The organism is Palleronia sp. LCG004 (genome assembly GCF_032931615.1).
Taxonomy (GTDB): domain Bacteria; phylum Pseudomonadota; class Alphaproteobacteria; order Rhodobacterales; family Rhodobacteraceae; genus Palleronia.
In genome coordinates, this window is the sequence record NZ_CP136759.1 from 1,954,976 (window position 1) to 1,976,031 (window position 21,056).

The following is a 21,056-nucleotide window of genomic DNA, read 5'->3' on the forward strand; positions in this document are numbered from 1 at the left end:
ACTCAGCGCGGGCTACGTGCCGCAATGCGTACCGCCTTGGCGTTCGACCGATCGTCACGTGCTTCCTGGGCCAGCTCAGGGCGGGCTTCCGGCCGCGGCGAGGAGAAGAGCTGGCAATATTCCTGCCCTCTGAGCCATTCGCGCATGTCGGCGCGTTTCGACGCGCTGCGCATCGGCCCCCAATCGGCCGAGACACCGCCCCAATCGGGTCCCGACGAATGGATCACCCCGTCGCGCGGAACGGTCGTCGCCATGATGCGGATCGCACAGGCGAGGTTCTTGCCCCCGTCCTTCAGGGCACCGCCCGACCGCGCCTCGCAGCGGTAGCCGTCGGCCGTCGCCGGAGCGATCTGGACGAGACCGAACCAACGCCCCCCACCTCCGACGGCACCCGGCCGCCAACGGCTTTCGTACTCGGCGAGCGTGGACAGGAAGCCGACCCAGAAGGCCCGCCGCGCATGATCCGGCGCACCGTCATATCCCGGGCACCACCGCCCGATATCGCGTGGCGTGAGATCGACGAGAGGGCTGCCATGATCCTTGAGGGCGCGCAGCGCGGCCCGTGTCCAGTCATCCCCCTCGCTTCGGTGGTCCCACCGGGTCGCGGGGATCGGGTCGGCCGCCGGACGGGATTCCGGCCGCATCTCATCGGCCGCGACCGGTGCGGACAGCGTGGCCAGCGCCAGAAGCGCGCCGAGGCAATATCGAAGAACGCCGGGAATCGTTCCGCCCTCAGACCGGTTTCTGGCAGTAGGATTGCGCCCGCGTCCACGCGGACATCTCGGCGCGCTTCGCCGAGGAATGGAAGGGGCCCCAATCGCGCATGCCGCGATCGATGCTGCCCCGGCGGCTGACCTGCGCGGCGGCGATGCGAACCGCGCAGCGAAGGTTCGCGACGCCATCCTTCAGGGCCGATCCGGTCCGCGCGTCGCAGCCATAGCCACGTGCCGTCGCCGGCGCGATCTGCACGAGACCGTACCACGCCCCGCCCCCACCCACGGCTTCGGGGTTCCACGTGCTCTCGTGCTTGGCGAGCGCCGACATCAGACCGGTCCAGAAGGCCGCGCGATTCTCGGCGCTCTGGTCGGGATAGCCGGGGCACCATTGCGCGTAATCCGCGGGCACCATCCGCGGCAGGGCCGATCCGTGCGCCTTGAGCGCGGCGAGCGTCGCCTCCGTCCAGTCGTTCGATTCGGGCCGGAAATCCCAACGTGCAACCGGCAGATCGGTGGGGGCCTCCGGGGTTGAGGCCGGGGTCACGGTGGCACAGGCAGGCAGCAGAAGACACAGCAGGATGGCCAGACGACGCATCATATGGAAACCTTCGGTCGTTTCGATCGAAGCGACGTAGCCCGATTCAGCGAAATCTGACCAGCTGGCCTTCCGGTTACCGGCGACATCCCGCCACCCATCCCTTGCGAAAGGGCGGAGGCGCGCCTATTCGATGGCCTTTAGCGCCCCCTACTGCCCGGAGACGATCCATGCTGGACCTGACCTACGAGCCGCCCGCCCCGAAGGTGATCCAAGGCGCGCACGAGGATTGGGAGCTCGTCATCGGGCTCGAAGTCCATGCGCAGGTCGCCTCGAAAGCCAAGCTGTTCTCGGGCGCGTCGACCCTTTTCGGGGCCGAGCCGAATTCCAACGTCGCCTTCGTCGATGCCGGGATGCCCGGAATGCTGCCGGTGATCAACGAGGGATGCGTCGCGCTTGCCGTCAAGACGGGGCTCGGCCTCAATGCCGCGATCAATCTCCGCTCGGCGTTCGACCGCAAGAACTACTTCTATCCCGACCTGCCGCAGGGCTACCAGATCAGCCAGCTCTACCACCCCATCGTGGGCGAGGGCGAAGTGCTGGTCGACATGGCCCCCGGCATCGCCCGGCTCGTCCGGATCGAGCGGATCCATCTCGAGCAGGATGCCGGCAAGTCGATCCACGACATGGACCCCAAGAGCTCCTTCGTGGATCTCAACCGCACCGGCGTCCCGCTGATGGAGATCGTCTCGCGCCCTGACATCCGCGGCCCCGAAGAGGCGGCCGCCTATGTCGGAAAGCTCCGGCAGATCCTGCGCTATCTCGGGACCTGCGACGGCAACATGCAGAACGGCAATCTGCGCGCCGACGTGAATGTCTCGGTCTGCCGGCCGGGCGATTACGAGAAATACCAGGAGACGCAAGATTTCTCGCATCTCGGCACCCGCTGCGAGATCAAGAACATGAACTCCATGCGGTTCATCCAGCAGGCGATCGAGGTCGAGGCACGTCGCCAGATCGCCATCATCGAGGATGGCGGCAAGGTGGTGCAGGAAACGCGGCTCTTCGATCCCGACAAGGGCGAGACGCGGTCGATGCGCTCGAAGGAAGAAGCGCATGATTACCGCTACTTCCCCGATCCCGACCTGCTGCCGCTCGAGATCGAGCAATCCTTCGTCGACGACATCCGCGCGACCCTCCCCGAGCTGCCCGACGAGAAGCGCGCGCGCTTCGTGACCGAGTTCGGGATGACGGAATATGACGCTTCCGTCCTGACCGCCGATATCGAGGACGCGGCCTATTTCGAAAAGGTCGCGGCGGAGGCCGGGGACGGCAAGATGGCCGCGAACTGGGTCATCAACGAACTCTTCGGTCGCCTGAAGAAGGACGATCGCTCGACCTCCGACAGCCCCATGAGCCCCGCGCAGCTCGGCGCGATCGTCCGCCTCATCAAGTCGGACGCCATTTCGGGCAAGACCGCCAAGGACGTTTTCGAGATCGTTTATACCGAGGGTGGCGATCCCGAGGTCATCGTCGAGGAGCGCGGCCTGAAGCAGGTGACCGATACCGGCGCGATCGAGGAAGCCGTCGATCGGATCATCGCCGAGAATCCCGCGCAGGTCGAAAAGGCGCGGTCGAACCCGAAACTCGCCGGCTGGTTCGTGGGCCAGGTGATGAAGGCGACCGGCGGGACCGCGAATCCCAAGGCCGTGAACCAGATCGTCGCGTCCAAGCTCGGGCTCTAGAAAAAAGCGCGCCGTCCCGGAGGACGGCGCGCCATGCAGACTTTCGGAAAATCAGGCGCGCGGCGCGTTGTCGCGCCGCCATTCCGATCAGTCGCCGATACCGGGCTCGTTGTCGAAGCCGTCGGTGGGCTCGGCGATGGTATCGCCAAGCGTGGCCTGCGGATCTTCGTCGACGACGGCGCGGCCGCCATTCGACTGGCAGGCGGCAAGTGCGGTCAGCAGGACGAGCGGAAGAAGAATGCGTTGCATGTAAGCTCCGTATGGTTAATCGCGACGGACCTGAACGCAGCCGGTCGATGCGCAGTTCCCCGCCGGGCCCGGACTGGACAGAACGCCCCCTTTCAAGCATAGACGGACGTCCGAAACGGCCGAGAGACGAGATCCCGAACATGTCCTATTACGAATATCGTGTCGTTCCCGCCCCCAAGGACGCGCCGAAGGCGAAGGGCGTGAAGGGAATTGCCGCGCGGTTCTCGCAGGGAATGGAAGCCGCGCTCAACGCCGAAGGGCTCGACCGGTGGGAATACCAGCGCTCCGAGACGATGCAGGCCGAAACCAAGCGCGGCCTTTTCCGCAAGACCGTGGTCGAACCCGTGACGGTGCTGATCTTCCGCCGCTGGGTCGAGACCACGGAGATGCCGTTCGCCGGATCGCGTGACGTGCAGACGCTCGGGCAAGCCCGGGCCGAGCCGCAGCAGGCCGACATACCCGCGAGCCCCTCATCGTTCGACGCGGGCCATGGCACGCAGCAACAGCCTCCGATGGGTGCGGCGCCGACCGGTCAGCAGCAGGCCCCCGCCCTCAGCGCCCAGAGGGAGCCGCGCGGCGCGTTGCGCCCCGTTCCGGGGCCGGCCCGCGACTAGTCGTCGATGTCGAGCGCCAGCGCATGGATGCGCCCCATCAGATCCGCGCCGAGCGCATCATGGACCGCCCGGTGACGGGCGATGCGCGACATGCCCCCGAACCGTTCGGCCCTGATCCGGACCGAGAAATGGCTTTCGCCGCCCGCAGGTGCCCCGGCATGCCCGGCATGCGCGGCACTGTCGTCGGCGACATCGAGCTCACGTGGAGCGATGACGTCTTCGAGACGTCGGCGAATTTCGTCTTTGACGGACATGGAACGCAATTTCTCTCTTCACCTCTGATGCACATTCCCTAAACTCTCCCCTCCGCCCAGGAAAGGAGCCATCATGTCGAAAAGTGATCCCTTCGGATTCGATCTCAGGGTGTCTTCGGCGAAGAAGAAGAACCCGCGCGGCAAGCGTGGCATGTCGGGCGCGTTCGAGACCTCGACCCGCATCTGCGAACATCCCGGCTGCGAGGAACACGCGCAATACAGGGCCCCCCGCTCGCCCGACCACCTCGACGAGTATCTGTGGTTCTGCAAGGACCACGTGCGCGAGTACAACCTGAAGTGGAACTTCTTCAACGGGCAGACCGAAGAGGAATTCGACGACCAGATCGCCAACGACCGGGTCTGGGGGCGTCAGACGAAGCCGTTCGGCAAACGCTCGGACGAGCAGCGCGCATGGGCGCGTCTCGGGGTCGACGACCCGCACCAGGTGCTGGGCGACAATGCGACGCGCAATCCCGGCAAGTCGCAGACCGGCGGCACGACGCGCCGCCTGCCCTCGACCGAACGCCGCGCGATCGAGATTCTCGACGCCAAGGACCATTGGACGAAGGCCGAGATCCGCAAGGCCTACAAATCGCTCATCAAGGTACTGCATCCCGATATGAACGGCGGCGATCGCGGCCACGAGGAGCAGCTGGCCGAGGTCGTCTGGGCATGGGACCAGATCAAGGATAGCCGCAACTTCACGAGCTGAACCAAAAAGACCGACCCGGCGCTCGGCCGGGTCGGTCTTTTTCTATCGGTCGATGAACCGATCGGGACCAGCCGTGCCGGTCTCTGCGCCATCTAGCCGATGACGGGCTCGCCCGAACCGGCGGGGCGGAAGACCATCGCGATGCCGTTGATGCAATGGCGCTTGCCGGTCGGTTCCGGTCCATCGTCGAAGACGTGACCCATATGCGATCCGCAGCGATCGCAATGTACCTCGGTCCGCATACCGAACCAGCCCGGATCGGGCTTCGTCGCCACGGCATCCTCGACCGGAGCGTAGAATGACGGCCAGCCGGTGCCGGATTCGAACTTGGTCTTGCTCGGATAGAGGGCCTGGTCGCAGCCCTTGCAATGGAACGTCCCGTCGGCCTTGACGGCGTTGAGCGGCGAGGAATTCGGACGCTCCGTCCCCTCCTCGCGCATCACGTCATAGGCGGCATCCCCGAGCATCCTGCGCCATTCCTCCGGGCTGTGCGTGACCTCGAAGGTCTCGCCCTCGGCGGCGGACAGAAATGTCGGAGCGGTGAATGCGGCGGCACTGCAGGCAAGGAAATGGCGTCGTCTCATAGCGTTCTCCCTTATGCGGTCATCTTTGTACGTTCTTTCCGACGTTTCGCCGAATGTAGAATGTCCGCGAGTTCCGATACAGGGGACATACCCGCCTTTCCCGTCAACTCGCGACACTTTGAACGTCGCTCAGCCCTGCTGAACCTCGCCGATCGCAAGAACGTTCCCGGTCGGACCGGCCCGGGGCGAGCCTCCCGGCGGCTCTTCGGAGATCTCGAGAAGGCCGCCCGGAATGCCGGCCGCCGCGTCGGGGGCAAGCTCGACCACGATCTCCCGCGCCTGCGGCAAGAGCCCCAGCGACAGAGGAACCTCCGCGCCGTCGGGCAGCAGCCAGAGTTGCAGCACGCGCCCCTCGGGGGCCTCGACGTTCAACGATTCGAGGACGAGCACGTCCTCGCGCGGATCGAAGCGCGCCTGCACCGCAACCAGACCGTCTTCCGTGGAAAGGTCGGCGGCATAGATCGGGCCGTCATGCGGCGGCTGAACGACGGGCAGCATGACGGCAAGAAGGACGAGCGCGGCCACCGCGACGAGTGCGCCTCCGAACATGCCGCGCATCATCTGCGACATCGAGAACCGGCTGCGCGTGACGCGGGCGCGATCCGTGCCCTTCACGAACTCGGCCAGTCGCGCTCGCACATGCGCGGGCGGCTCGACCGGCGCGATTTCGTCCGCCATGGGCGCTAGGCGCTCGCTCCAGGCCTGGACCCGCGCGCGCAGACCGCCCTCGACGTCGAGCCGGTTCTCGAACCGCACACGCTCGTTGACGCTCAGCAGATGCAGGACGTATTCCGCGGCGAGCATGTCGTCGACGGGTCCATCCCCGCTCCTATCGATACGATCGCTGCTCATGCGCTCAGGCAATCCTTGAGCCGTTGCAGGCTCCGGCGCAGCCATGTGCGCATCGTGTTGAGCGGCACGTCGAACTTCGTGGCGAGATCCTGGTAGGACAGGCCGTCGAGATAGGCGCCGCGGACCGCCTGGGCGCGGTCGCGCTCCAGCTCGTCGAGACAGGCCGCGATGCGCCTCGCCTCGGAGGCGGCGATGGCCGCCCCTTCCGGTGACGGGCCGCGATCGGGCAAGCGTTCGAGCACCTCTGCGTCCTCCGTTTGCGTCTTTCTCGTCCTCAGGCGGTCGATCGCCGCGTTGCGCGCGATCGTGACGAGCCACGTCATCGGAGAGAGACCGTTCACATTGTATCGTCCGGCATTCCGCCAGACCTTCACGAAGACCTCCTGCAGGACGTCTTCGGCATCTGATCTGTCCTTGAGGACACGCAGGCAGACGCCGAAGAGTTTCGCGCTGGTCGCGTCGTAGAGCGCGAGGAACGCATCCCGGTCGCTGTCCGCGATCCTCAGGATCATTCTTTCGATGTCAGCGACGTCGCGTGCCACGCTTGCCTCCCCGTCCGGTTGGGGGGACTAGATCAAATCGCTTCGGGCATGGCCAGTGGCAAAGCGCGGGCCCGGACCTTCCCCTTGCGGCGTCAGGTGATATGTTGCACCACGCGCAGCGAAGCTTGGGGCCCGCTGCATGCGGTATCCCGAAGGAAGGAAAAGACGATCATGGCCGACGGCAGCATGGATATGGACACGCAGCCCGATACCGAGATCTCGGTACGAGACGTCTTCGGGATCGACAGCGACATGAAGGTCCAGGGCTTTGCCGAACGGACCGCGCGCGTGCCCGATCTCGACAGCACCTACCGGTTCGATCCCGATACCACGCTCGCGATTCTGGCTGGTTTCCAGTACAATCGCCGCGTGATGATCCAAGGGTATCACGGCACCGGCAAGTCGACCCATATCGAACAGGTCGCGGCCCGCCTCAACTGGCCCTGCGTGCGGGTGAACCTCGACAGTCATATCAGCCGGATCGACCTGATCGGCAAGGATGCGATCAAGCTCCGCGACGGCGTGCAGGTCACCGAGTTCCAGGAGGGAATCCTTCCCTGGGCGCTGAGAAATCCCACTGCGATCGTCTTCGACGAATACGATGCCGGCCGCGCCGATGTCATGTTCGTGATCCAGCGCGTGCTCGAGGTCGATGGCAAGCTGACGCTTCTCGACCAGAACAAGGTGCTGACGCCGCACCCCTATTTCCGGCTCTTCGCCACGGCCAACACCGTCGGGCTCGGGGATACGACCGGGCTCTATCACGGCACGCAGCAGATCAATCAGGGCCAGATGGACCGCTGGTCGCTGGTCGCGACGCTGAACTACCTTCACCACGACGCCGAAGCCGAGATCGTCGTCTCGAAGCTTCCGGGCTATGGCAGCGATGAAGGCCGCAAGACGATCTCGCAGATGGTCACGGTCGCCGACATGACCCGGACCGCCTTCATGGCTGGTGATCTGAGCACGGTCATGTCGCCCCGCACGGTGATCGCCTGGGCGCAGAACGCCAACATCTTCAACGATGTCGGCTATGCGTTCCGGCTGTCCTTCCTCAACAAATGCGACGAGCTCGAGCGCGAGACGGTGGCCGAGTTCTATCAGCGCTGCTTCGACGAGGAATTGCCCGAAAGCGCCGCTTCGCTGAGCCTCGGCTGACCGAGCTCGATCCCCGGATCAGGCAACGGCCAGACCCGTCGCCGCGATACCCGACCATGAAAAAAGGCGGCCCCGAAGGGCCGCCTTTCACATTTCGGGAGATCCCGGAATTACTGCGACTGGGTGCCTTCGGCCTCGGGTGCCGTGCCTTCGCCCGTGCCGCCGCCGCTAGTCGCCATGCCGTCGGTCGCCATGCCGCTACCTTCGCCGGACATCGCGTCGCCCTGCTGCTCGGTGGCCTGCTGCTGCTGCTCCATCGCCTCCTGCTGGTTCGCATCCACGAAGGCTTCGGCCGCTTCGAGGTCTTCCTGCGTGGCGCTGGTGACGAGCTGGATGTTGCCGTTCTCGTCGGTCTGCGTGGAAAGCGAATCCATCTCGAGCGCGACGGATTTCTCGCCGATGCCGAGGAAACCGCCCACACCGATCACAATGCCCTGCACGGTGCCGTCGAGCTGCACGATCATGTCGTTGATCTCGCCGATGCTGTCGCCGTCCTGCGAATAGACCGGGCTGCCGATCAGGTCGTTGGCCAGGATCGAATCCTCGTCCTGCATGACGATCTGTCCTTCGACCGGCTGCGCGGGCTGCTCTTCGCTGGCCATCTCGTCGCCGGACATGTTGTCGCCCGACATGCCGTCACCGGACATTCCTTCGGAGGATCCCTCCGTCGCCATGTCTCCGCTCTCGGTGCCGCCTTCGGTCGTCATCTCGCCCTGACCCTCGGTCGCGGTGGTCGCCGCCGGGTCTTCGCTGGTTTCGCTGCTCGACTGCGCGAACGCTCCGACAGGTGCAACTGCCAGCATACCGACCAGCATTGCGGTCGCGGTCTTGTTGGTGAACATGGTCATATCACGTAACTCCTCACAGTCCTGATCCGCGCAGATGACCGACGTCGCTCGCTCATCCGGGATAGGTTGCCCATGAAAGTCGCGAACCCGCGTCCTGGGTCCCCCCTTTACGACGGTTTTGCTCCCTATTCGGCAAAATCTCGCAAATGTGATCACAACCTTCGGCGGAAACCCGTTCGCACAACCGGGGCACGAATTTGTGTCGGAACCGAACGTCGTTTGCCGATTCGACATCGATCGGCCTTCAGCGGGCCCCGGCCGGGATTGTGTCCGCGGCGTCTGCGGCTAGATTGCAGGGCATGAGCAAGAAGAACGACAACCCCGCCGATCCGTTCAAGAAGGCGCTGGCCGAGGCCACGCGCGTCATGGCGAACGATCCCGAAATGGGCGTCAGCTATTCGGTCGATCCGCCGGGGATGAACAACGACGGCCTGCGCCTGCCGCAGATCAGCCGCCGTCTGACACGCGACGAGGTCCTGCTCGCCCGAGGGACGGCCGACGGCTACGCGCTCAGGCGGCGTCATCACGACGCCAAGACGTTCAACCGCTACGCCCCGCAGGGTCAGATGGCCCGCGATCTCTACGAGGCGATGGAACATGCCCGCTGCGAGGCCGTGGGCGCGCGCACCATGCCCGGCACCGCCGGCAATATCGATGCGCGGATCGACGTGGAAGCCGGGCGCAAGGGCTACGAACAGGTCCACGACCGCAGCGACGTGCCGCTTTCGGTCGCCGCGGGCTACCTGATCCGGCAGTTGGCGACGGGCCGCGATCTCCCAGCCGGTGCCGAGAAGGCCGCATCGCTCTGGCGGTCCTTCTTCAAGGATCAGGCGGGCGAAACGCTCGAGGGATTGCAGGACGCGCTCGCCGATCAGGCGGGGTTCGCGCGCCTGTCGCGCCGCGTGATCGAGGATCTCGGCTATGGCGACCAGCTCGGCGACGATCCCGACGCCGAGGACCCCGACGAGGAGACCGACGCCGAGGAGGATGGCGAGGACGGCCAGGACCCCGAGGAGTCGGGCGGCGACGAGGACAGCAGCGAGGAGGAGGATGCAGACGCCTCCCAGTCGCAGGAACAGACGCAGGAGGCCGCGCAGGCCGATCTCTCCTCCGACGACAGCGCCCAGAGCGAGGCCGAGGACGAGACCGAGATGCCCGAGGGAGAGGCTCCGTCCGAGCCCCCTCCCCCGCCCGCCGTCTCGGATGCCGATCCCGGCTACAAGGTCTACGAGCAGCGCAACGACGAGGAGATCCGCGCCGAGGAGCTTGCCGAGCCCGCCGAGCTCGAACGCCTGCGCGCCTATCTCGACCAGCAGCTCGACCCGATCAAGGGCGCGGTCGGCAGGCTCGCGAACAAGCTTCAGCGCCGCCTCCAGGCCAAGCAGAACCGGTCGTGGGAATTCGACATGGAAGAGGGTATCCTCGACGCGGGCCGCCTTGCGCGCGTCGTCGTCAGCCCGACCACGCCCCTGTCGTTCAAGGTCGAGCGCGACACCGAATTTCGCGACACGGTCGTGACGCTCCTGCTCGACAATTCGGGCTCGATGCGCGGTCGGCCGATCTCCATCGCCGCGATCTGCGCCGACATCCTCAGCCAGACGCTGGAACGCTGCGACGTGAAGACCGAGGTCCTGGGCTTCACCACCCGCGCGTGGAAGGGCGGTCAGGCACGCGAGGCCTGGCTCAACGCGGGTCGGCCGAAACATCCCGGCCGCCTCAACGATCTGCGGCACATCATCTACAAGGGTGCCGATGCGCCCTGGCGTCGCGCGCGTCCCAATCTGGGCCTGATGATGAAAGAGGGACTGCTCAAGGAGAACATCGACGGCGAGGCGCTCGAATGGGCCTATCGCCGGCTGAGCGGCCGCCCCGAGGCGCGCAAGATCCTCATGGTCATCTCGGACGGCGCGCCGGTCGACGACAGCACGCTGTCCGTGAACCCCGCCAATTACCTCGAGAAGCACCTGCGCGACGTGATCGCCATGATCGAACGCCGCCGTCAGGTCGAGCTCATCGCCATCGGGATCGGCCATGACGTCACACGCTATTACAGCCGCGCCGTGACCATCACCGATGCCGAACAGCTGGCCGGTGCCATGACCGAACAACTCGCCGGGCTCTTCGACAGCGACCCGAGGAAACGCGCCCGCACGCTCGGCATGCGCAAGGCGGGCTGACGCCCCACCGACAAGGACATCATCGCCAATGTATCAGGATTTCAAGGTGTCGAGCCGCCCCGAACAGGGGCCGCCGCGCCTCGGGGAATTGCGCGCACGCATGGCCGAAACGGGGATCGACGCGTTCCTCGTGCCGCGCGCCGACGCGCATCAGGGCGAATACGTGGCCGATCGCGATGCGCGGCTCGCCTGGCTGACGGGCTTCAGCGGATCGGCCGGCATGGCGGTCGTGACGCGGGACGAGACCGCGCTCTTCGTTGACGGAAGATACACCATTCAGGCCCGCGGTCAGGTCGCGGACGAGATCGCGGTGCACGAGATTCCCGGCCGGAAGCCCGCCGACTGGCTGGTCGAACGGCTTTCCGCGGGCGCTGTGCTGGGCTTCGATGCCTGGCTCCATACCCGCGCCGAGATCGACCGGCTCGAGGCCGCCCTCGCCGGCCGCGACGTGGCGCTTCGTGCCATCGACAATCCCGTCGATGCGATCTGGACCGACCAGCCCGGCCCGCCGATGGGTCGGATCACCGCTTTCCCCGACGAAATCGCTGGCAAGACCCGCGCGGGGAAATGCGCCGAGATCGCGAAGGATCTGCGCGATGCGGGCCACGCCTGGGCGGTTCTGACCCTTCCCGATTCGATCTGCTGGCTGCTGAACGTCCGGGGCTCCGACATTCCGCGCATCCCGATCGCGCAGGGCTTCGCCCTCGTCGAGGCCGCAACGGGCGAGGTGCGGCTCTTCGTGCATTCCGACAAGATCGACGCCGATCTCCTGCCCGGGGTCGAGATCCTGCCGCCCGAAAGCCTGAATGCGGCACTCGCCACGCTTGGCGGTCCTGTCCGGCTGGACCGAGACACCGCACCAGTGATCCTTGGCCGCACCCTTGAAGAGGCCGGCATCGAGGTCGCTTGGGCCACCGATCCCTGCATCCTGCCCAAGGCGCGCAAGACCGATGCCGAGATCGAGGCCAGCCGTCAGGCCCATCTGCGCGACGGCGCGGCGATGTGCGAGTTCCTCTACTGGCTCGACGGCAGGCTCGCAGACGTGCTCGTAGGCGAGCGGTTGACCGAAATCGACGTGGTCCGCGCGCTCGAGAGGTTTCGCCGCGAAACCGGCGAGCTGCGCGACATCAGCTTCGACACCATCGCGGGCACCGGGCCGAACGGCGCGATCACCCATTACCGCGTGAGCGAGGAAAGCGACCGCGCCGTGTCGCCGGGCGATCTGCTGCTGGTCGACAGCGGTGGCCAGTATCTCGACGGGACGACGGACATCACCCGCACGATGGCAGTGGGCGATCCCGACCCCGAGCAGGTCGCGGCCTTTACCCGTGTCCTGCAGGGCATGATCGCGATCAGCCATGCGCGGTGGCCGAAGGGCCTTGCCGGTCGGGACCTCGATGCGCTGGCGCGCGCGCCGCTCTGGATGGCGGGGCAGGATTACGGCCACGGGACGGGCCATGGCGTCGGCGTGTTCCTCAGCGTGCACGAGGGACCGCAACGGCTCAGCCGGCAGAGCGAGGTGCCGTTCGAACCGGGGATGATCGTCTCGAACGAGCCCGGCTATTACCGCGAGGGGGCCTGGGGCATCCGGACCGAGAACCTGGTCGTGGTGGTCGAGGCCGAGCCCCTGCCCGACGGCGATGCCCATCGCGAAATGCTGGCTTTCGAGACCCTCACCTGGGTTCCGATCGACCGCAGGCTTATCGATATCGATACGCTTTCTCCGGCCGAACGCGCCTGGATCGACGCCTATCATTCCGGGGTGGCGAACCGGATGGCGGGCCGTCTGAGCCCGGAGGCGACGGAATGGATCGGCCGCGTGACGGCCCCTCTTTGTCAAGTTGTATGACCTCAACTTTCTGGTAGGGTCCGGCGGAATGCTTAAGGGAGAGACGTTCATGTCGGATCGCATCAAGATCGAGAAGGCCGCGGGCACATGGACCGTGCGTGCCGGCGGGGCGATTCTCGGAGAATCGGACGGGGCACTGCTGTTGCACGAGGACGGGCACGACGAGGTCGTCTATTTCCCCCGTGTCGACATCGCGATGGAGTTCCTCGACCGCTCGGAGAAGACCACGCAATGCCCGCTGAAGGGCGAGGCCGCATATTTCTCGATCATGAGCGAAAGCGCCAAGATCGACGATGCGGCCTGGAGCTACGAATCTCCCAAGGACGACGTGTCGGAAATCGCGGGCTACATCGCCTTCCATACCGAGGACGTGACGGTCGAACGCATCTGACGGCCCGCGCGAGAGCGCGGCCGCGTCAGGAATGTTCCTCGGCGGCGGTGGCGGCGAGCGCCCGGTTGTAGGCACGCAGCGCATCGACATGGAAGAGCGCCCCGAGCATCTCGGGCGGCTCGCCCCGCGCGCCGATGCGGACCACCGGCAGGAAGAGCCGCGACGTCGCCTCGAAGATCGGCATCGCCTCGTCGAGCGTCGCGTCGCCGTCGATATGGATGCCCTGCTCGATCGCCTCCCAGATCGCATCGCGCGGAGCGGCCCATTTGTGGTCCGGGCCGCGCATGACGTTTCGCACGCGGAACATGGTCAGCAGGTAGGCCTGCGGGCCCTTCGAGAGGTGAATGTTCCTCCGCTCGAGCTGGGTGAGGAAGAAGCTGCGATCGACCAGCCGAGAGGCGAGCGCGGTGGATGTCGACACCGCAACCATCACGGCAAGCCCCGTCTGCCAGTCACCCGTCAGCTCGAACACGATGAGCGTGGTTGAGATCGGAGCCCCCAGAACGGCCGCCGCCACGGCCCCCATCCCCGCGAGTGCATAGAGCGTTTCGGCCCCCGAGACATTCGGGAAGAGCCCCGTCGCGACGAGCCCGTAGGCCAGACCGACGAGCGCCCCGAGCATGAGGGAAGGAGAGAACACGCCCCCGCCCATCCGGCCGCCCATCGTGATCGCGACGGCCACGGTCTTCATCACCGCGAAGACGACGACCTCGTGCAGGGCGAGCTCACCCGTGAGCGCGAGGGAGGTCGTCTCGTACCCGACGCCGATGATATGCGGATAGAAGTTCGCGATCGCGCCCAGAAGCGCACCGGCGAACATCGGCCGCATCCAGCGCGGAAGTCGCATCGCGGCCTGCCCCCTGGTCGCGATCGCGTCCGCCCAGAAGATCGAGCGCATCAGGATCACGGCCATCAATCCGCAGACCAGCCCGAGGATCAGGAAGGCCGGGAGTTCACGGTAGAAGGTGAGCACCCCCTCCTGCATCAGGGTGAATTCCGTGACGTCGCCGAATTCGAGCCGGTTGATGACGGTGCCCGCGGCCGAGGCGATCACGATCGGCGCGAAGGCATGGACCGCGAAATGCCGCAGCACCACCTCGAGCGCGAAGAGCGCACCCGCGATGGGCGCGTTGAAGCTGGCCGAGACGGCGGCCGCAACGGCGCAGCCCAGAAGATCGCGGGCCGTGATGCCGCGTGCATTGATGAAATTGTTGACGATCGTCGCCATGACGGCGGCGAGATGGACGACCGGCCCCTCGCGACCGGACGAGCCGCCCGATCCGAGGGTGATGAGAGAGGCGGCGGCCGAGGCGAGGCCCGCGCGCACCTCGACCCGCCCGTCATGGAGGGCGGCCCCCTCGATCACGTCGGCGACGGACCTGACCCGTCCGCCATCGGTGAAGCGGTGCAGGATCAGCCCGACGATGAGACCGCCAAGGATCGGATAGCCGAGGATGAGGTACCACGGCAGTTGCGAGGCGAAATGGGTGAGCGCACTGATGTCGTAGGTGCCGTAGAGCGCCGCCTGGAGGCCGTTGATGCCCTTGCGGAACAGGAGCGCCGCAAAGCCGGAGGCGGTGCCGACGGCCAGCGCGATGAACCAGAACTGGATCTGTCCCGGACCGTGCACGACAAGGGCGCGCCAGCCCTCGCGACGTGCGAGACGGGCCCGGTCGATCCGGTTGCGATCTTGCGGCGCAGCGCGGTCGCCCATACCGATCAGATATCCCCCGCAACCCAAGGTGCCGTTGCCCGAGGTCTGTAAGGGATCGCGCCGCGCTCGAAAAGGAGGAAAGCCGTTGGAAACTCCCGAAGAGATGCCTGAACGCTTCGCCCTTGCCTGGGCCGCGCGGGATGCGGAAAGGCTCGGCGCGCTCTTCGCCGAGGACGCCGATTTCGTGAACGTCACAGGGATTCGATGGCGCAGCCGGGAGGCGATCGTGCGCGCCCACGATTACGGGTTCCGCGTGCTGTTCGCCCGATCGAAGCTCAGGGTCGGACGCGTGACGGTTCGCGATCTCGGCGAGGTGGCGGTGGTGCATGCACGACTGCTTCTTGACGGGCAGGTCGACCCGGCAGGAATGGAGGCGGGTCCGCGCCGTACCGTCATGAGCTTCGTGATGGCATGGCGCGAGGGCGGCTGGATCTGTGTCTCGGCGCAGAACACCGACATCGTGCCGGGTGCCGAAAGCCATGTGAATACGGGCGGCACCCTGCTGCCGGCCGATTACAGGCCGTGACGGCGCGCCATGCGTATTTGGGAAAGCAAAGAGGTCATGCCGGTCAGCCCGCGTCGATGAGCGCACGAGCCGCGGCGCGCGCCTCTCCGGTCACGGTATCGCCGGCGAGCATGCGGGCGATCTCGTCCACGCGGTCCGATGCGTCGAGGGGGACGACATCGGTGGTGGTCATGCCGTCGGCGACGCGTTTCTCGACCCGCCAGTGATGTTGCCCAAGCGCCGCGACCTGGGGCGAATGGGTGACGACAAGGACCTGCGCATCCTCGGCGAGGGCCGCGAGACGGCGCCCCACCGCATCGGCGGTGGCCCCGCCGACGCCGCGGTCGATCTCGTCGAAGATGAGGGTGAGGGAGGTCTGCGCCTCGGTCAGGCAGACCTTGAGCGCGAGAAGAAAGCGCGAAAGCTCTCCGCCGGAGGCGATCTTGCCCAAGGGGCCCGCCGGTGCGCCGGGATTGGTGGCGACGCGGAATTCGACGGTGTCGCGGCCCGCGGGGCCGGCGGGGGCTTCGCCCAGGCGGGTCTCGAAGACCGCGCGGTCCATCTTGAGCGGTGCGAGTTCGGCGGCCATCGCATGATCGAGGCGGAGCGCGGCCTCGGCACGCGCGAGGCTCAGCCCCTGGGCGGCGGTATCGTAGCGCGCTTCGGCCTCGGTCAGTGCCGCCTGCAGATCGGCGATGTTGCGCGCTCCGCCGTCGAGAGCGTCGAGCCGCCGGCGCAGGTCCTCCCCGAGATCGGCGAGCGCGTCGGGCAGGACGTCGTGTTTGCGCGCGAGGCCGCGGATGGCGAAGAGGCGTTCCTCGATCCGTTCGAGCTCGTGCGGGTCGAAGTCGAGCGCGTCGAGCGCGCCCGAGACCCCCTGCTCGGCCTCGGCCAGGGCATCCATCGCGCGGCCGAGCGCCTCGATCGGGGCGTCGAGCCGACCTTCGGCATGGGTGGCAGCCGCGTCGAGCCAGCGCGCGGCGTCGATCATGGGGCCCTCGGCCCCGCCGGAGCCGAGCGCGTCGAGCGCGCGGGAGATGTCCTCGCGGATACGGACGCCCGCCTGCATCTGACGGCGGCGGGTGTCGAGCGCCTCGTCCTCGCCCTGTTCGGGAGACAGGGTGTCGATCTCGCCCACGGCATGGCGGAGGTATTCCTCCTCGCTCTGCAGCGCGGCGAGCGCGGCCCGGGCGGCTTCGAGGGTGCGGGAGGCCTCGCTCCGGCTGCGCCAAGCCGAGGCGACTTCGGCCAGTCGCGCGGCGTTTCCGGCGAAATCGTCGAGCAGGGCGCGATGGCCCTTGGGGTCGAGAAGACCGCGATCGTCGTGCTGGCCGTGAAGTTCGACCAGCGTCTCGCTCAGCCGGCGGAGGACGTCGCCGGAGGCGCGACGGTCGTTGATCCAGGCTGTCTTGCGACCGTCGGCGGTGTTCACGCGACGCAGGATGAGTTCGTCCTCGACCTCGATCCCGGCCTCGGCGAGGACCGCGCGGCCGGGATGGTCGGGGACCAGATCGAAGCTCGCCGTGACCTCTCCGCGATCGGCACCCTGACGGACGAGTTCGGCGCGACCGCGCCACCCGAGGACGAACCCGAGACTGTCGAGGAGGATGGACTTGCCCGCGCCGGTTTCGCCCGTCAACACGTTCAGACCCGGCTGGAATTCGAGTTCCAGACGGTCGATCAGCAGCATGTCCCGGATATCAAGACCGCGCAGCATACCGGATCTTTCGCATGTGGGGCGTCAGAGCCACTCCCCGCGGACGACCTGCCGGTAGACCGCGCTGAGCCAGGAATCGCCCCGTGCCTCGGGACGCAGACCCCGGCCCGTCAGCAGCGTATAGGCGTCGCGATACCATTCGGTCGATTGGTAATTATAGCCGAGGATCGCGCCGGCCGTCTGCGCCTCGTCCACGAGGCCGAGCGAGAGATACGCCTCGACAAGACGATAGAGCGCCTCGGGCGTATGGGTCGTTGTCTGGAAGTCCTCGACGACGACGCGGAAGCGGTTGATCGCGGCGGTATGGTGATCGCGGCTGAGATAGAAACGACCGATCTCCATCTCCTTGCCGGCGAGATGGTCGAAGGCGAGGTCGAACTTGAGGATGGCGGAGCGGGCATATTCGCTGTCGGGATAGCCCTCGATCACGCCGCGAAGCGCCTGCAGCGCCTGAAAGGTCAGCCCCTGATCGCGGCCGACATCGTCGATCTGGTCGTAATAGCTGAGCGCGAGGAGATATTGCGCATAGGCCGCATCCTCGCCCCCGGGATAGAATTCGAGATAGCGCTGCGCCGAGGCGCGGGCCGCCTCGTAATCGCGATCGCGATGATAGGCGAAGGCCTGCATGACGAGGGCCCGCTTGGCCCATTCGGAATAGGGGTACAGGCGCTCCACCTCGCCGAAGAAGCGCGCGGCCTCGTCCGGGTTGCTATCCTCGAGCTCGAACTCGGCGCGGCGATAGATGTCTTCGGCGGCGAGCGACTCGAGCGGGACGTCGCGCGAGGCGAAGAGATTGGCCGCCCGTTCGCAGCCCGAAAGCGCGAAGACCAACGTCAGAAGGACGGTAAGGCGCGTGATCCGATTTGCAGCCGGCATATGTTCCGAAATCCCTGCCCCAGGTGTCGCGGACCGGATCCGCGTCTGCGGCCATCGTCTAGCATAGAAAGATTCCGTGCAAAACGCCTTTGGTCCCGCGAAACCGCGATCAGGCGGCGAGCCGCGGTGCGTCGTCCCGGCCAAGTCCGGCACCCGGCAGACCGGCGGCCATCTCGGCATCGACCTCGATCATGCGACAGGCACCGGGACGCGCGAAAAGCGTCCTGAGAAGCGCATTGGTCATCGCATGGCCCGATTTCACGCCCGTATACCGCCCCAGGATCGGAGCACCGGCCAAGGCCAGATCTCCGAGCGCATCGAGCATCTTGTGGCGCACGGCCTCGTCGCGGTGACGCAGACCGCCGGGCGACAGGACGTCGGCCCCGCTGACCACAACGGCATTGTCGTAGGTTCCGCCAAGGGCCAGTCCACGGGCGCGCATCATGTCGATATCGGCCTCGCGGCAGAAGGTCCGGCTGTCGCAGAGTTCGCGCACGAAGGCCCCGTTCGCGAGCTTGAGGACTTTCTGCTGCTGACCGATGGCGGCATCGGCGAAGTCGATCTGGAAGTCGATCTCCAGCCCGGATGCGGGTTCGAGCCGAGCCCAGGCATCGCCGTTGCGGACCTCGACCACGTCGAGAACGCGCAAGGCCCGGATCGGCGCGGCAAGATCACGCAGGCCGGTGGCGAGGATCGCGCGGACGAACGGAGCGCTCGACCCGTCGAGGATCGGCGCTTCGGGACCGTCGATGTCGATCGTCACGTTATGCAACCCGCAACCGGCGATCGCGGCCATGACGTGCTCAATCGTCGAGACGTCCACACGGTCGGAATTGACGATGCGGGTGCAGAGCTCGCCCTGCTCCACAACGCTCCAATGCGCGGGGATGAGCGTGTTCCGCCCGGTGATGTCCGTGCGACGGAACCAGATGCCGAACTCGGCGGCGGCGGGCCGCAGAACCATCCTGACGGGGCGGCCGGTATGCAGCCCGACGCCCGTGAAGGTGATCGCCTTTTTCAAGGTCGTTTGCATCGTAGCCCCCAATCTCCGGCGCTTGGCGGCCGGTGAGACAGATCTAGGCGCGGGGGGCGGGACGCTCAAATCAACGATTGCAACGGTGTGTAACAGGCGAATGACGCGATCAGGCCGTTTTCGCGAATTTCCGGCGGAAAGCATGCCGGGACAAAGGTTAACGAAACGAAAAAGGCCGGCTTGCGCCGGCCTCTCGTTCACGAAATCCGAATGGGATCAGTTGGCCTGCCGGCGGAGGAAGGCCGGAACCTCGATCTTTTCCTGGTCCTGGTTCGGCTCGTTCCGCGGTTCGGCGCGATGCATCTGCGGCTGCTGCGGCCGGCGCGCGGGCTGCTGTCCGGCATGCGCACGCTCGCCACCTTCAGGCTGGCCCGTCATGCGGCCGATCAGCGAGTTGATCCCGAAGCGGGGACGCTCGGCCCCTGCATTGGCGGGCTGCGCGGGACGCTGGTTGCCGACCTCGGGATTGCCGCCCTTCTGCGGTGCGGACGGTGCCTTGCGGACCGCCTGCTCGAGCCGCGTCAGCGCCTCGACCGAAGGCTCGCCCGGGGTGGCTTCGCGGCGGACCGGCTCGGCGACGTAGGCAGGTTTCGGAAGACCGTCGTCCTGCTGGACTTCCTCGGCACTGACCGCCTCGGCGTCGTGGCGCGCATCCCAATCGGCGAAGAAGTCGGAATCCTCGTTCACTTCCTCCTGGACCGGCTCGGGACGGGAGGCCGCGACACGGGGGGCGGCGGCAGGCTCGGCCGCGCGCGGCTCCTCGGTGCGGGTCGGGAGCGGCTCGGACAGGCGGCGGCGCGGAACCGGCGTATCGACCGCGGCCTCGACGGCATCGATGCCGGTCGCGACGACGCTGACGCGCATGCGGCCCTCCATCGCCTCGTCGAGGGTCGAGCCCACGATGATATGCGCGTCGGGATCGACCTTCTCGCGGATGACGTTGGCGGCCTCGTCGAGCTCGAACAGGGTCATGTCGTAGCCGCCGATGACGTTGATGAGCACGCCCTTCGCGCCGTTGAGGCTGATCTCGTCGAGAAGCGGGTTGGCGATCGCAAGCTCGGCCGCCTTCAGCGCGCGGTCCTCGCCTTCGGCCTCGCCCGTGCCCATCATGGCCTTGCCCATCTCGTCCATGACCGACCGGACGTCGGCGAAGTCGAGGTTGATCATGCCCGGACGGACCATGAGATCGGTCACGCCCTTCACGCCCTGGTAGAGCACGTCGTCGGCAAGGCCGAACGCCTCGGTGCAGGTCGTGTTCTCGTTCGCGAGACGGAACAGGTTCTGGTTGGGAATGATGATCAGCGTGTCGACCATCTTCTGCAGCGCGTCGATGCCCTCTTCGGCCTGACGCATCCGCTTGGAGCCCTCGAACTGGAAGGGCTTCGTCACGACGCCGACGGTCAGCACGCCAAGCTCGCGCGCGGCCTGCGCGATGATCGGGGTGGCACCGGTTCCGGTGCCGCCGCCCATGCCGGCGGTGATGAAGCACATATGCGCGCCGGCGAGATGATCGACGATCTCCTCGATGCTCTCTTCGGCGGCGGCGGCCCCGACGGCCGCGCGCGCGCCGGCACCGAGGCCTTCGGTCACCTTGACGCCCATCTGCACCTTGGTCGTCGCCATCGACTGGGCGAGGGCCTGCGCGTCGGTGTTGGCCACGACGAACTCGACGCCGTCGAGCTGCTTCTCGATCATGTTGTTGACGGCGTTGCCGCCCGCGCCACCCACGCCGAACACGGTGATGCGCGGCTTCAGATCGTCACGCTGGGGCATGCTGAGATTCAGAGTCATGATAATGTCCGCCTGTTTTCTTATGCCCGGACTGCGACCGGGATTTCGCCTTATTTTGCCCAAGTCTAGACACAGTGGCCGAGCGCGTCACCCGAAAAAACGCGTTTATTCCATGAATTTCCGCAGCTTAACAGAGTTAATGCGGTTTCTGAACTTCAGGCTTCTACCGTCTGGCACAAAACACTTTTCGGCGA

At 66.5% G+C, this 21,056-nt stretch carries 21 protein-coding genes; 8 read left to right on the plus strand and 13 right to left on the minus strand.

Features of this window, described 5'->3' with window-relative positions:
* Nucleotides 1–2: 2 nt before the first annotated feature.
* Both RVY76_RS09575 and RVY76_RS09580 read right to left on the minus strand, forming a co-directional pair.
* The gene (locus RVY76_RS09575; RefSeq protein WP_317373656.1) at nt 3–644 is read right to left on the minus strand and encodes a transglycosylase SLT domain-containing protein; all 642 of its coding nucleotides are present in this window, start codon (nt 642–644) and stop codon (nt 3–5) included.
* Nucleotides 645–732: 88 nt separating this feature from the next.
* Nucleotides 733–1,314 (minus strand): transglycosylase SLT domain-containing protein, encoded by a 582-nt coding sequence (locus RVY76_RS09580; RefSeq protein WP_317373657.1) that lies wholly within the window; start codon nt 1,312–1,314, stop codon nt 733–735.
* A gap of 167 nt (nt 1,315–1,481) precedes the next feature.
* Between RVY76_RS09580 and gatB the strand changes: the two genes are divergently transcribed.
* Complete coding sequence (gene gatB / locus RVY76_RS09585) at nt 1,482–2,996, plus strand: Asp-tRNA(Asn)/Glu-tRNA(Gln) amidotransferase subunit GatB (protein ID WP_317373658.1); 1,515 nt, start codon at nt 1,482–1,484, stop codon at nt 2,994–2,996.
* Nucleotides 2,997–3,083: 87 nt separating this feature from the next.
* On the opposite strand, the gene RVY76_RS09590 is transcribed toward gatB, so the two are convergent.
* Nucleotides 3,084–3,245 (minus strand): lipoprotein, encoded by a 162-nt coding sequence (locus tag RVY76_RS09590; RefSeq protein ID WP_317373659.1) that lies wholly within the window; start codon nt 3,243–3,245, stop codon nt 3,084–3,086.
* 140 nt (nt 3,246–3,385) lie between these two features.
* Here RVY76_RS09590 and RVY76_RS09595 point away from each other — a divergent pair, with 140 nt between their 5' ends.
* Nucleotides 3,386–3,859, plus strand: coding sequence for a DUF4177 domain-containing protein (locus RVY76_RS09595; protein ID WP_317373660.1), 474 nt, complete (start codon nt 3,386–3,388; stop codon nt 3,857–3,859).
* Here RVY76_RS09595 and RVY76_RS09600 read toward each other — a convergent pair.
* Nucleotides 3,856–4,113 carry a BolA family protein gene (locus RVY76_RS09600; protein ID WP_317373661.1) on the minus strand — a complete coding sequence of 86 codons (258 nt, stop codon included), beginning with the start codon at nt 4,111–4,113 and terminating at the stop codon, nt 3,856–3,858. The two genes, RVY76_RS09595 and RVY76_RS09600, sit on opposite strands and share 4 nt — an antisense overlap.
* Before the next feature lie 73 nt (nt 4,114–4,186).
* Between RVY76_RS09600 and RVY76_RS09605 the strand changes: the two genes are divergently transcribed.
* Nucleotides 4,187–4,825: a J domain-containing protein gene (locus RVY76_RS09605; RefSeq protein ID WP_317373662.1), complete on the plus strand. Its 639-nt coding sequence runs from the start codon at nt 4,187–4,189 to the stop codon at nt 4,823–4,825.
* A 92-nt stretch (nt 4,826–4,917) separates the two neighbouring features.
* Here RVY76_RS09605 and msrB read toward each other — a convergent pair whose 3' ends face one another.
* From msrB to RVY76_RS09620, 3 genes are all read right to left on the minus strand, one after another.
* Nucleotides 4,918–5,409 (minus strand): peptide-methionine (R)-S-oxide reductase MsrB, encoded by a 492-nt coding sequence (gene msrB, locus RVY76_RS09610; protein WP_317373663.1) that lies wholly within the window; start codon nt 5,407–5,409, stop codon nt 4,918–4,920.
* Between the two features lie 129 nt (nt 5,410–5,538).
* Nucleotides 5,539–6,261 carry an anti-sigma factor domain-containing protein gene (locus tag RVY76_RS09615; RefSeq protein WP_317373664.1) on the minus strand — a complete coding sequence of 241 codons (723 nt, stop codon included), beginning with the start codon at nt 6,259–6,261 and terminating at the stop codon, nt 5,539–5,541.
* A complete protein-coding gene (locus RVY76_RS09620) occupies nt 6,258–6,803 on the minus strand; it encodes a sigma-70 family RNA polymerase sigma factor (RefSeq protein ID WP_317373665.1) in 546 nt (181 codons plus the stop codon). Before RVY76_RS09620 ends, RVY76_RS09615 begins: the two co-directional genes overlap by 4 nt.
* Before the next feature lie 171 nt (nt 6,804–6,974).
* Between RVY76_RS09620 and cobS the strand changes: the two genes are divergently transcribed.
* Nucleotides 6,975–7,961 (plus strand): cobaltochelatase subunit CobS, encoded by a 987-nt coding sequence (gene cobS / locus RVY76_RS09625; RefSeq protein WP_317373666.1) that lies wholly within the window; start codon nt 6,975–6,977, stop codon nt 7,959–7,961.
* Between the two features lie 110 nt (nt 7,962–8,071).
* Here cobS and RVY76_RS09630 read toward each other — a convergent pair whose 3' ends face one another.
* Nucleotides 8,072–8,809 (minus strand): PRC-barrel domain-containing protein, encoded by a 738-nt coding sequence (locus RVY76_RS09630; protein ID WP_317373667.1) that lies wholly within the window; start codon nt 8,807–8,809, stop codon nt 8,072–8,074.
* A 299-nt stretch (nt 8,810–9,108) separates the two neighbouring features.
* Here RVY76_RS09630 and cobT point away from each other — a divergent pair, with 299 nt between their 5' ends.
* Genes cobT through RVY76_RS09645 form a run of 3 tightly spaced genes read left to right on the plus strand, consistent with a single transcriptional unit; the run spans nt 9,109 to nt 13,226 of the window.
* Entirely contained in the window at nt 9,109–10,986 is a 1,878-nt protein-coding gene (cobT, locus tag RVY76_RS09635) for a cobaltochelatase subunit CobT (protein WP_317373669.1), read from the plus strand.
* Between the two features lie 28 nt (nt 10,987–11,014).
* Complete coding sequence (locus RVY76_RS09640; RefSeq protein WP_317373670.1) at nt 11,015–12,835, plus strand: aminopeptidase P family protein; 1,821 nt, start codon at nt 11,015–11,017, stop codon at nt 12,833–12,835.
* A gap of 49 nt (nt 12,836–12,884) precedes the next feature.
* Nucleotides 12,885–13,226, plus strand: coding sequence for a DUF427 domain-containing protein (locus tag RVY76_RS09645; RefSeq protein WP_317373671.1), 342 nt, complete (start codon nt 12,885–12,887; stop codon nt 13,224–13,226).
* A 25-nt stretch (nt 13,227–13,251) separates the two neighbouring features.
* On the opposite strand, the gene RVY76_RS09650 is transcribed toward RVY76_RS09645, so the two are convergent.
* Nucleotides 13,252–14,940, minus strand: coding sequence for a chloride channel protein (locus RVY76_RS09650; protein WP_317373673.1), 1,689 nt, complete (start codon nt 14,938–14,940; stop codon nt 13,252–13,254).
* An 85-nt stretch (nt 14,941–15,025) separates the two neighbouring features.
* Between RVY76_RS09650 and RVY76_RS09655 the strand changes: the two genes are divergently transcribed.
* Nucleotides 15,026–15,466, plus strand: coding sequence for an SgcJ/EcaC family oxidoreductase (locus tag RVY76_RS09655; protein WP_317373675.1), 441 nt, complete (start codon nt 15,026–15,028; stop codon nt 15,464–15,466).
* Nucleotides 15,467–15,509: 43 nt separating this feature from the next.
* On the opposite strand, the gene recN is transcribed toward RVY76_RS09655, so the two are convergent.
* From recN to ftsZ, 4 genes are all read right to left on the minus strand, one after another.
* A complete protein-coding gene (gene recN / locus RVY76_RS09660; RefSeq protein ID WP_317373676.1) occupies nt 15,510–17,162 on the minus strand; it encodes a DNA repair protein RecN in 1,653 nt (550 codons plus the stop codon).
* Nucleotides 17,163–17,186: 24 nt separating this feature from the next.
* The gene (locus tag RVY76_RS09665; RefSeq protein WP_317373677.1) at nt 17,187–18,038 is read right to left on the minus strand and encodes an outer membrane protein assembly factor BamD; all 852 of its coding nucleotides are present in this window, start codon (nt 18,036–18,038) and stop codon (nt 17,187–17,189) included.
* A 109-nt stretch (nt 18,039–18,147) separates the two neighbouring features.
* Nucleotides 18,148–19,071, minus strand: coding sequence for a UDP-3-O-acyl-N-acetylglucosamine deacetylase (gene lpxC / locus RVY76_RS09670; protein ID WP_317373678.1), 924 nt, complete (start codon nt 19,069–19,071; stop codon nt 18,148–18,150).
* Between the two features lie 216 nt (nt 19,072–19,287).
* Entirely contained in the window at nt 19,288–20,862 is a 1,575-nt protein-coding gene (gene ftsZ / locus RVY76_RS09675) for a cell division protein FtsZ (RefSeq protein ID WP_317373679.1), read from the minus strand.
* Nucleotides 20,863–21,056 lie beyond the last annotated feature (194 nt).

What these genes read in the sequence shown, in the direction of transcription:
- RVY76_RS09575 (WP_317373656.1), bottom strand. Translation starts at nt 644, where the DNA reads ATGCGGCCGGAATCCCGTCCGGCGGCCGACCCGATCCCCGCGACCCGG.
- RVY76_RS09580 (WP_317373657.1), bottom strand. Translation starts at nt 1,314, where the DNA reads ATGATGCGTCGTCTGGCCATCCTGCTGTGTCTTCTGCTGCCTGCCTGT.
- gatB (WP_317373658.1), top strand. Translation starts at nt 1,482, where the DNA reads ATGCTGGACCTGACCTACGAGCCGCCCGCCCCGAAGGTGATCCAAGGC.
- RVY76_RS09590 (WP_317373659.1), bottom strand. Translation starts at nt 3,245, where the DNA reads ATGCAACGCATTCTTCTTCCGCTCGTCCTGCTGACCGCACTTGCCGCC.
- RVY76_RS09595 (WP_317373660.1), top strand. Translation starts at nt 3,386, where the DNA reads ATGTCCTATTACGAATATCGTGTCGTTCCCGCCCCCAAGGACGCGCCG.
- RVY76_RS09600 (WP_317373661.1), bottom strand. Translation starts at nt 4,113, where the DNA reads ATGTCCGTCAAAGACGAAATTCGCCGACGTCTCGAAGACGTCATCGCT.
- RVY76_RS09605 (WP_317373662.1), top strand. Translation starts at nt 4,187, where the DNA reads ATGTCGAAAAGTGATCCCTTCGGATTCGATCTCAGGGTGTCTTCGGCG.
- msrB (WP_317373663.1), bottom strand. Translation starts at nt 5,409, where the DNA reads ATGAGACGACGCCATTTCCTTGCCTGCAGTGCCGCCGCATTCACCGCT.
- RVY76_RS09615 (WP_317373664.1), bottom strand. Translation starts at nt 6,261, where the DNA reads ATGAGCAGCGATCGTATCGATAGGAGCGGGGATGGACCCGTCGACGAC.
- cobS (WP_317373666.1), top strand. Translation starts at nt 6,975, where the DNA reads ATGGCCGACGGCAGCATGGATATGGACACGCAGCCCGATACCGAGATC.
- RVY76_RS09630 (WP_317373667.1), bottom strand. Translation starts at nt 8,809, where the DNA reads ATGACCATGTTCACCAACAAGACCGCGACCGCAATGCTGGTCGGTATG.
- cobT (WP_317373669.1), top strand. Translation starts at nt 9,109, where the DNA reads ATGAGCAAGAAGAACGACAACCCCGCCGATCCGTTCAAGAAGGCGCTG.
- RVY76_RS09640 (WP_317373670.1), top strand. Translation starts at nt 11,015, where the DNA reads ATGTATCAGGATTTCAAGGTGTCGAGCCGCCCCGAACAGGGGCCGCCG.
- RVY76_RS09645 (WP_317373671.1), top strand. Translation starts at nt 12,885, where the DNA reads ATGTCGGATCGCATCAAGATCGAGAAGGCCGCGGGCACATGGACCGTG.
- RVY76_RS09650 (WP_317373673.1), bottom strand. Translation starts at nt 14,940, where the DNA reads ATGGGCGACCGCGCTGCGCCGCAAGATCGCAACCGGATCGACCGGGCC.
- recN (WP_317373676.1), bottom strand. Translation starts at nt 17,162, where the DNA reads ATGCTGCGCGGTCTTGATATCCGGGACATGCTGCTGATCGACCGTCTG.
- RVY76_RS09665 (WP_317373677.1), bottom strand. Translation starts at nt 18,038, where the DNA reads ATGCCGGCTGCAAATCGGATCACGCGCCTTACCGTCCTTCTGACGTTG.
- lpxC (WP_317373678.1), bottom strand. Translation starts at nt 19,071, where the DNA reads ATGCAAACGACCTTGAAAAAGGCGATCACCTTCACGGGCGTCGGGCTG.
- ftsZ (WP_317373679.1), bottom strand. Translation starts at nt 20,862, where the DNA reads ATGACTCTGAATCTCAGCATGCCCCAGCGTGACGATCTGAAGCCGCGC.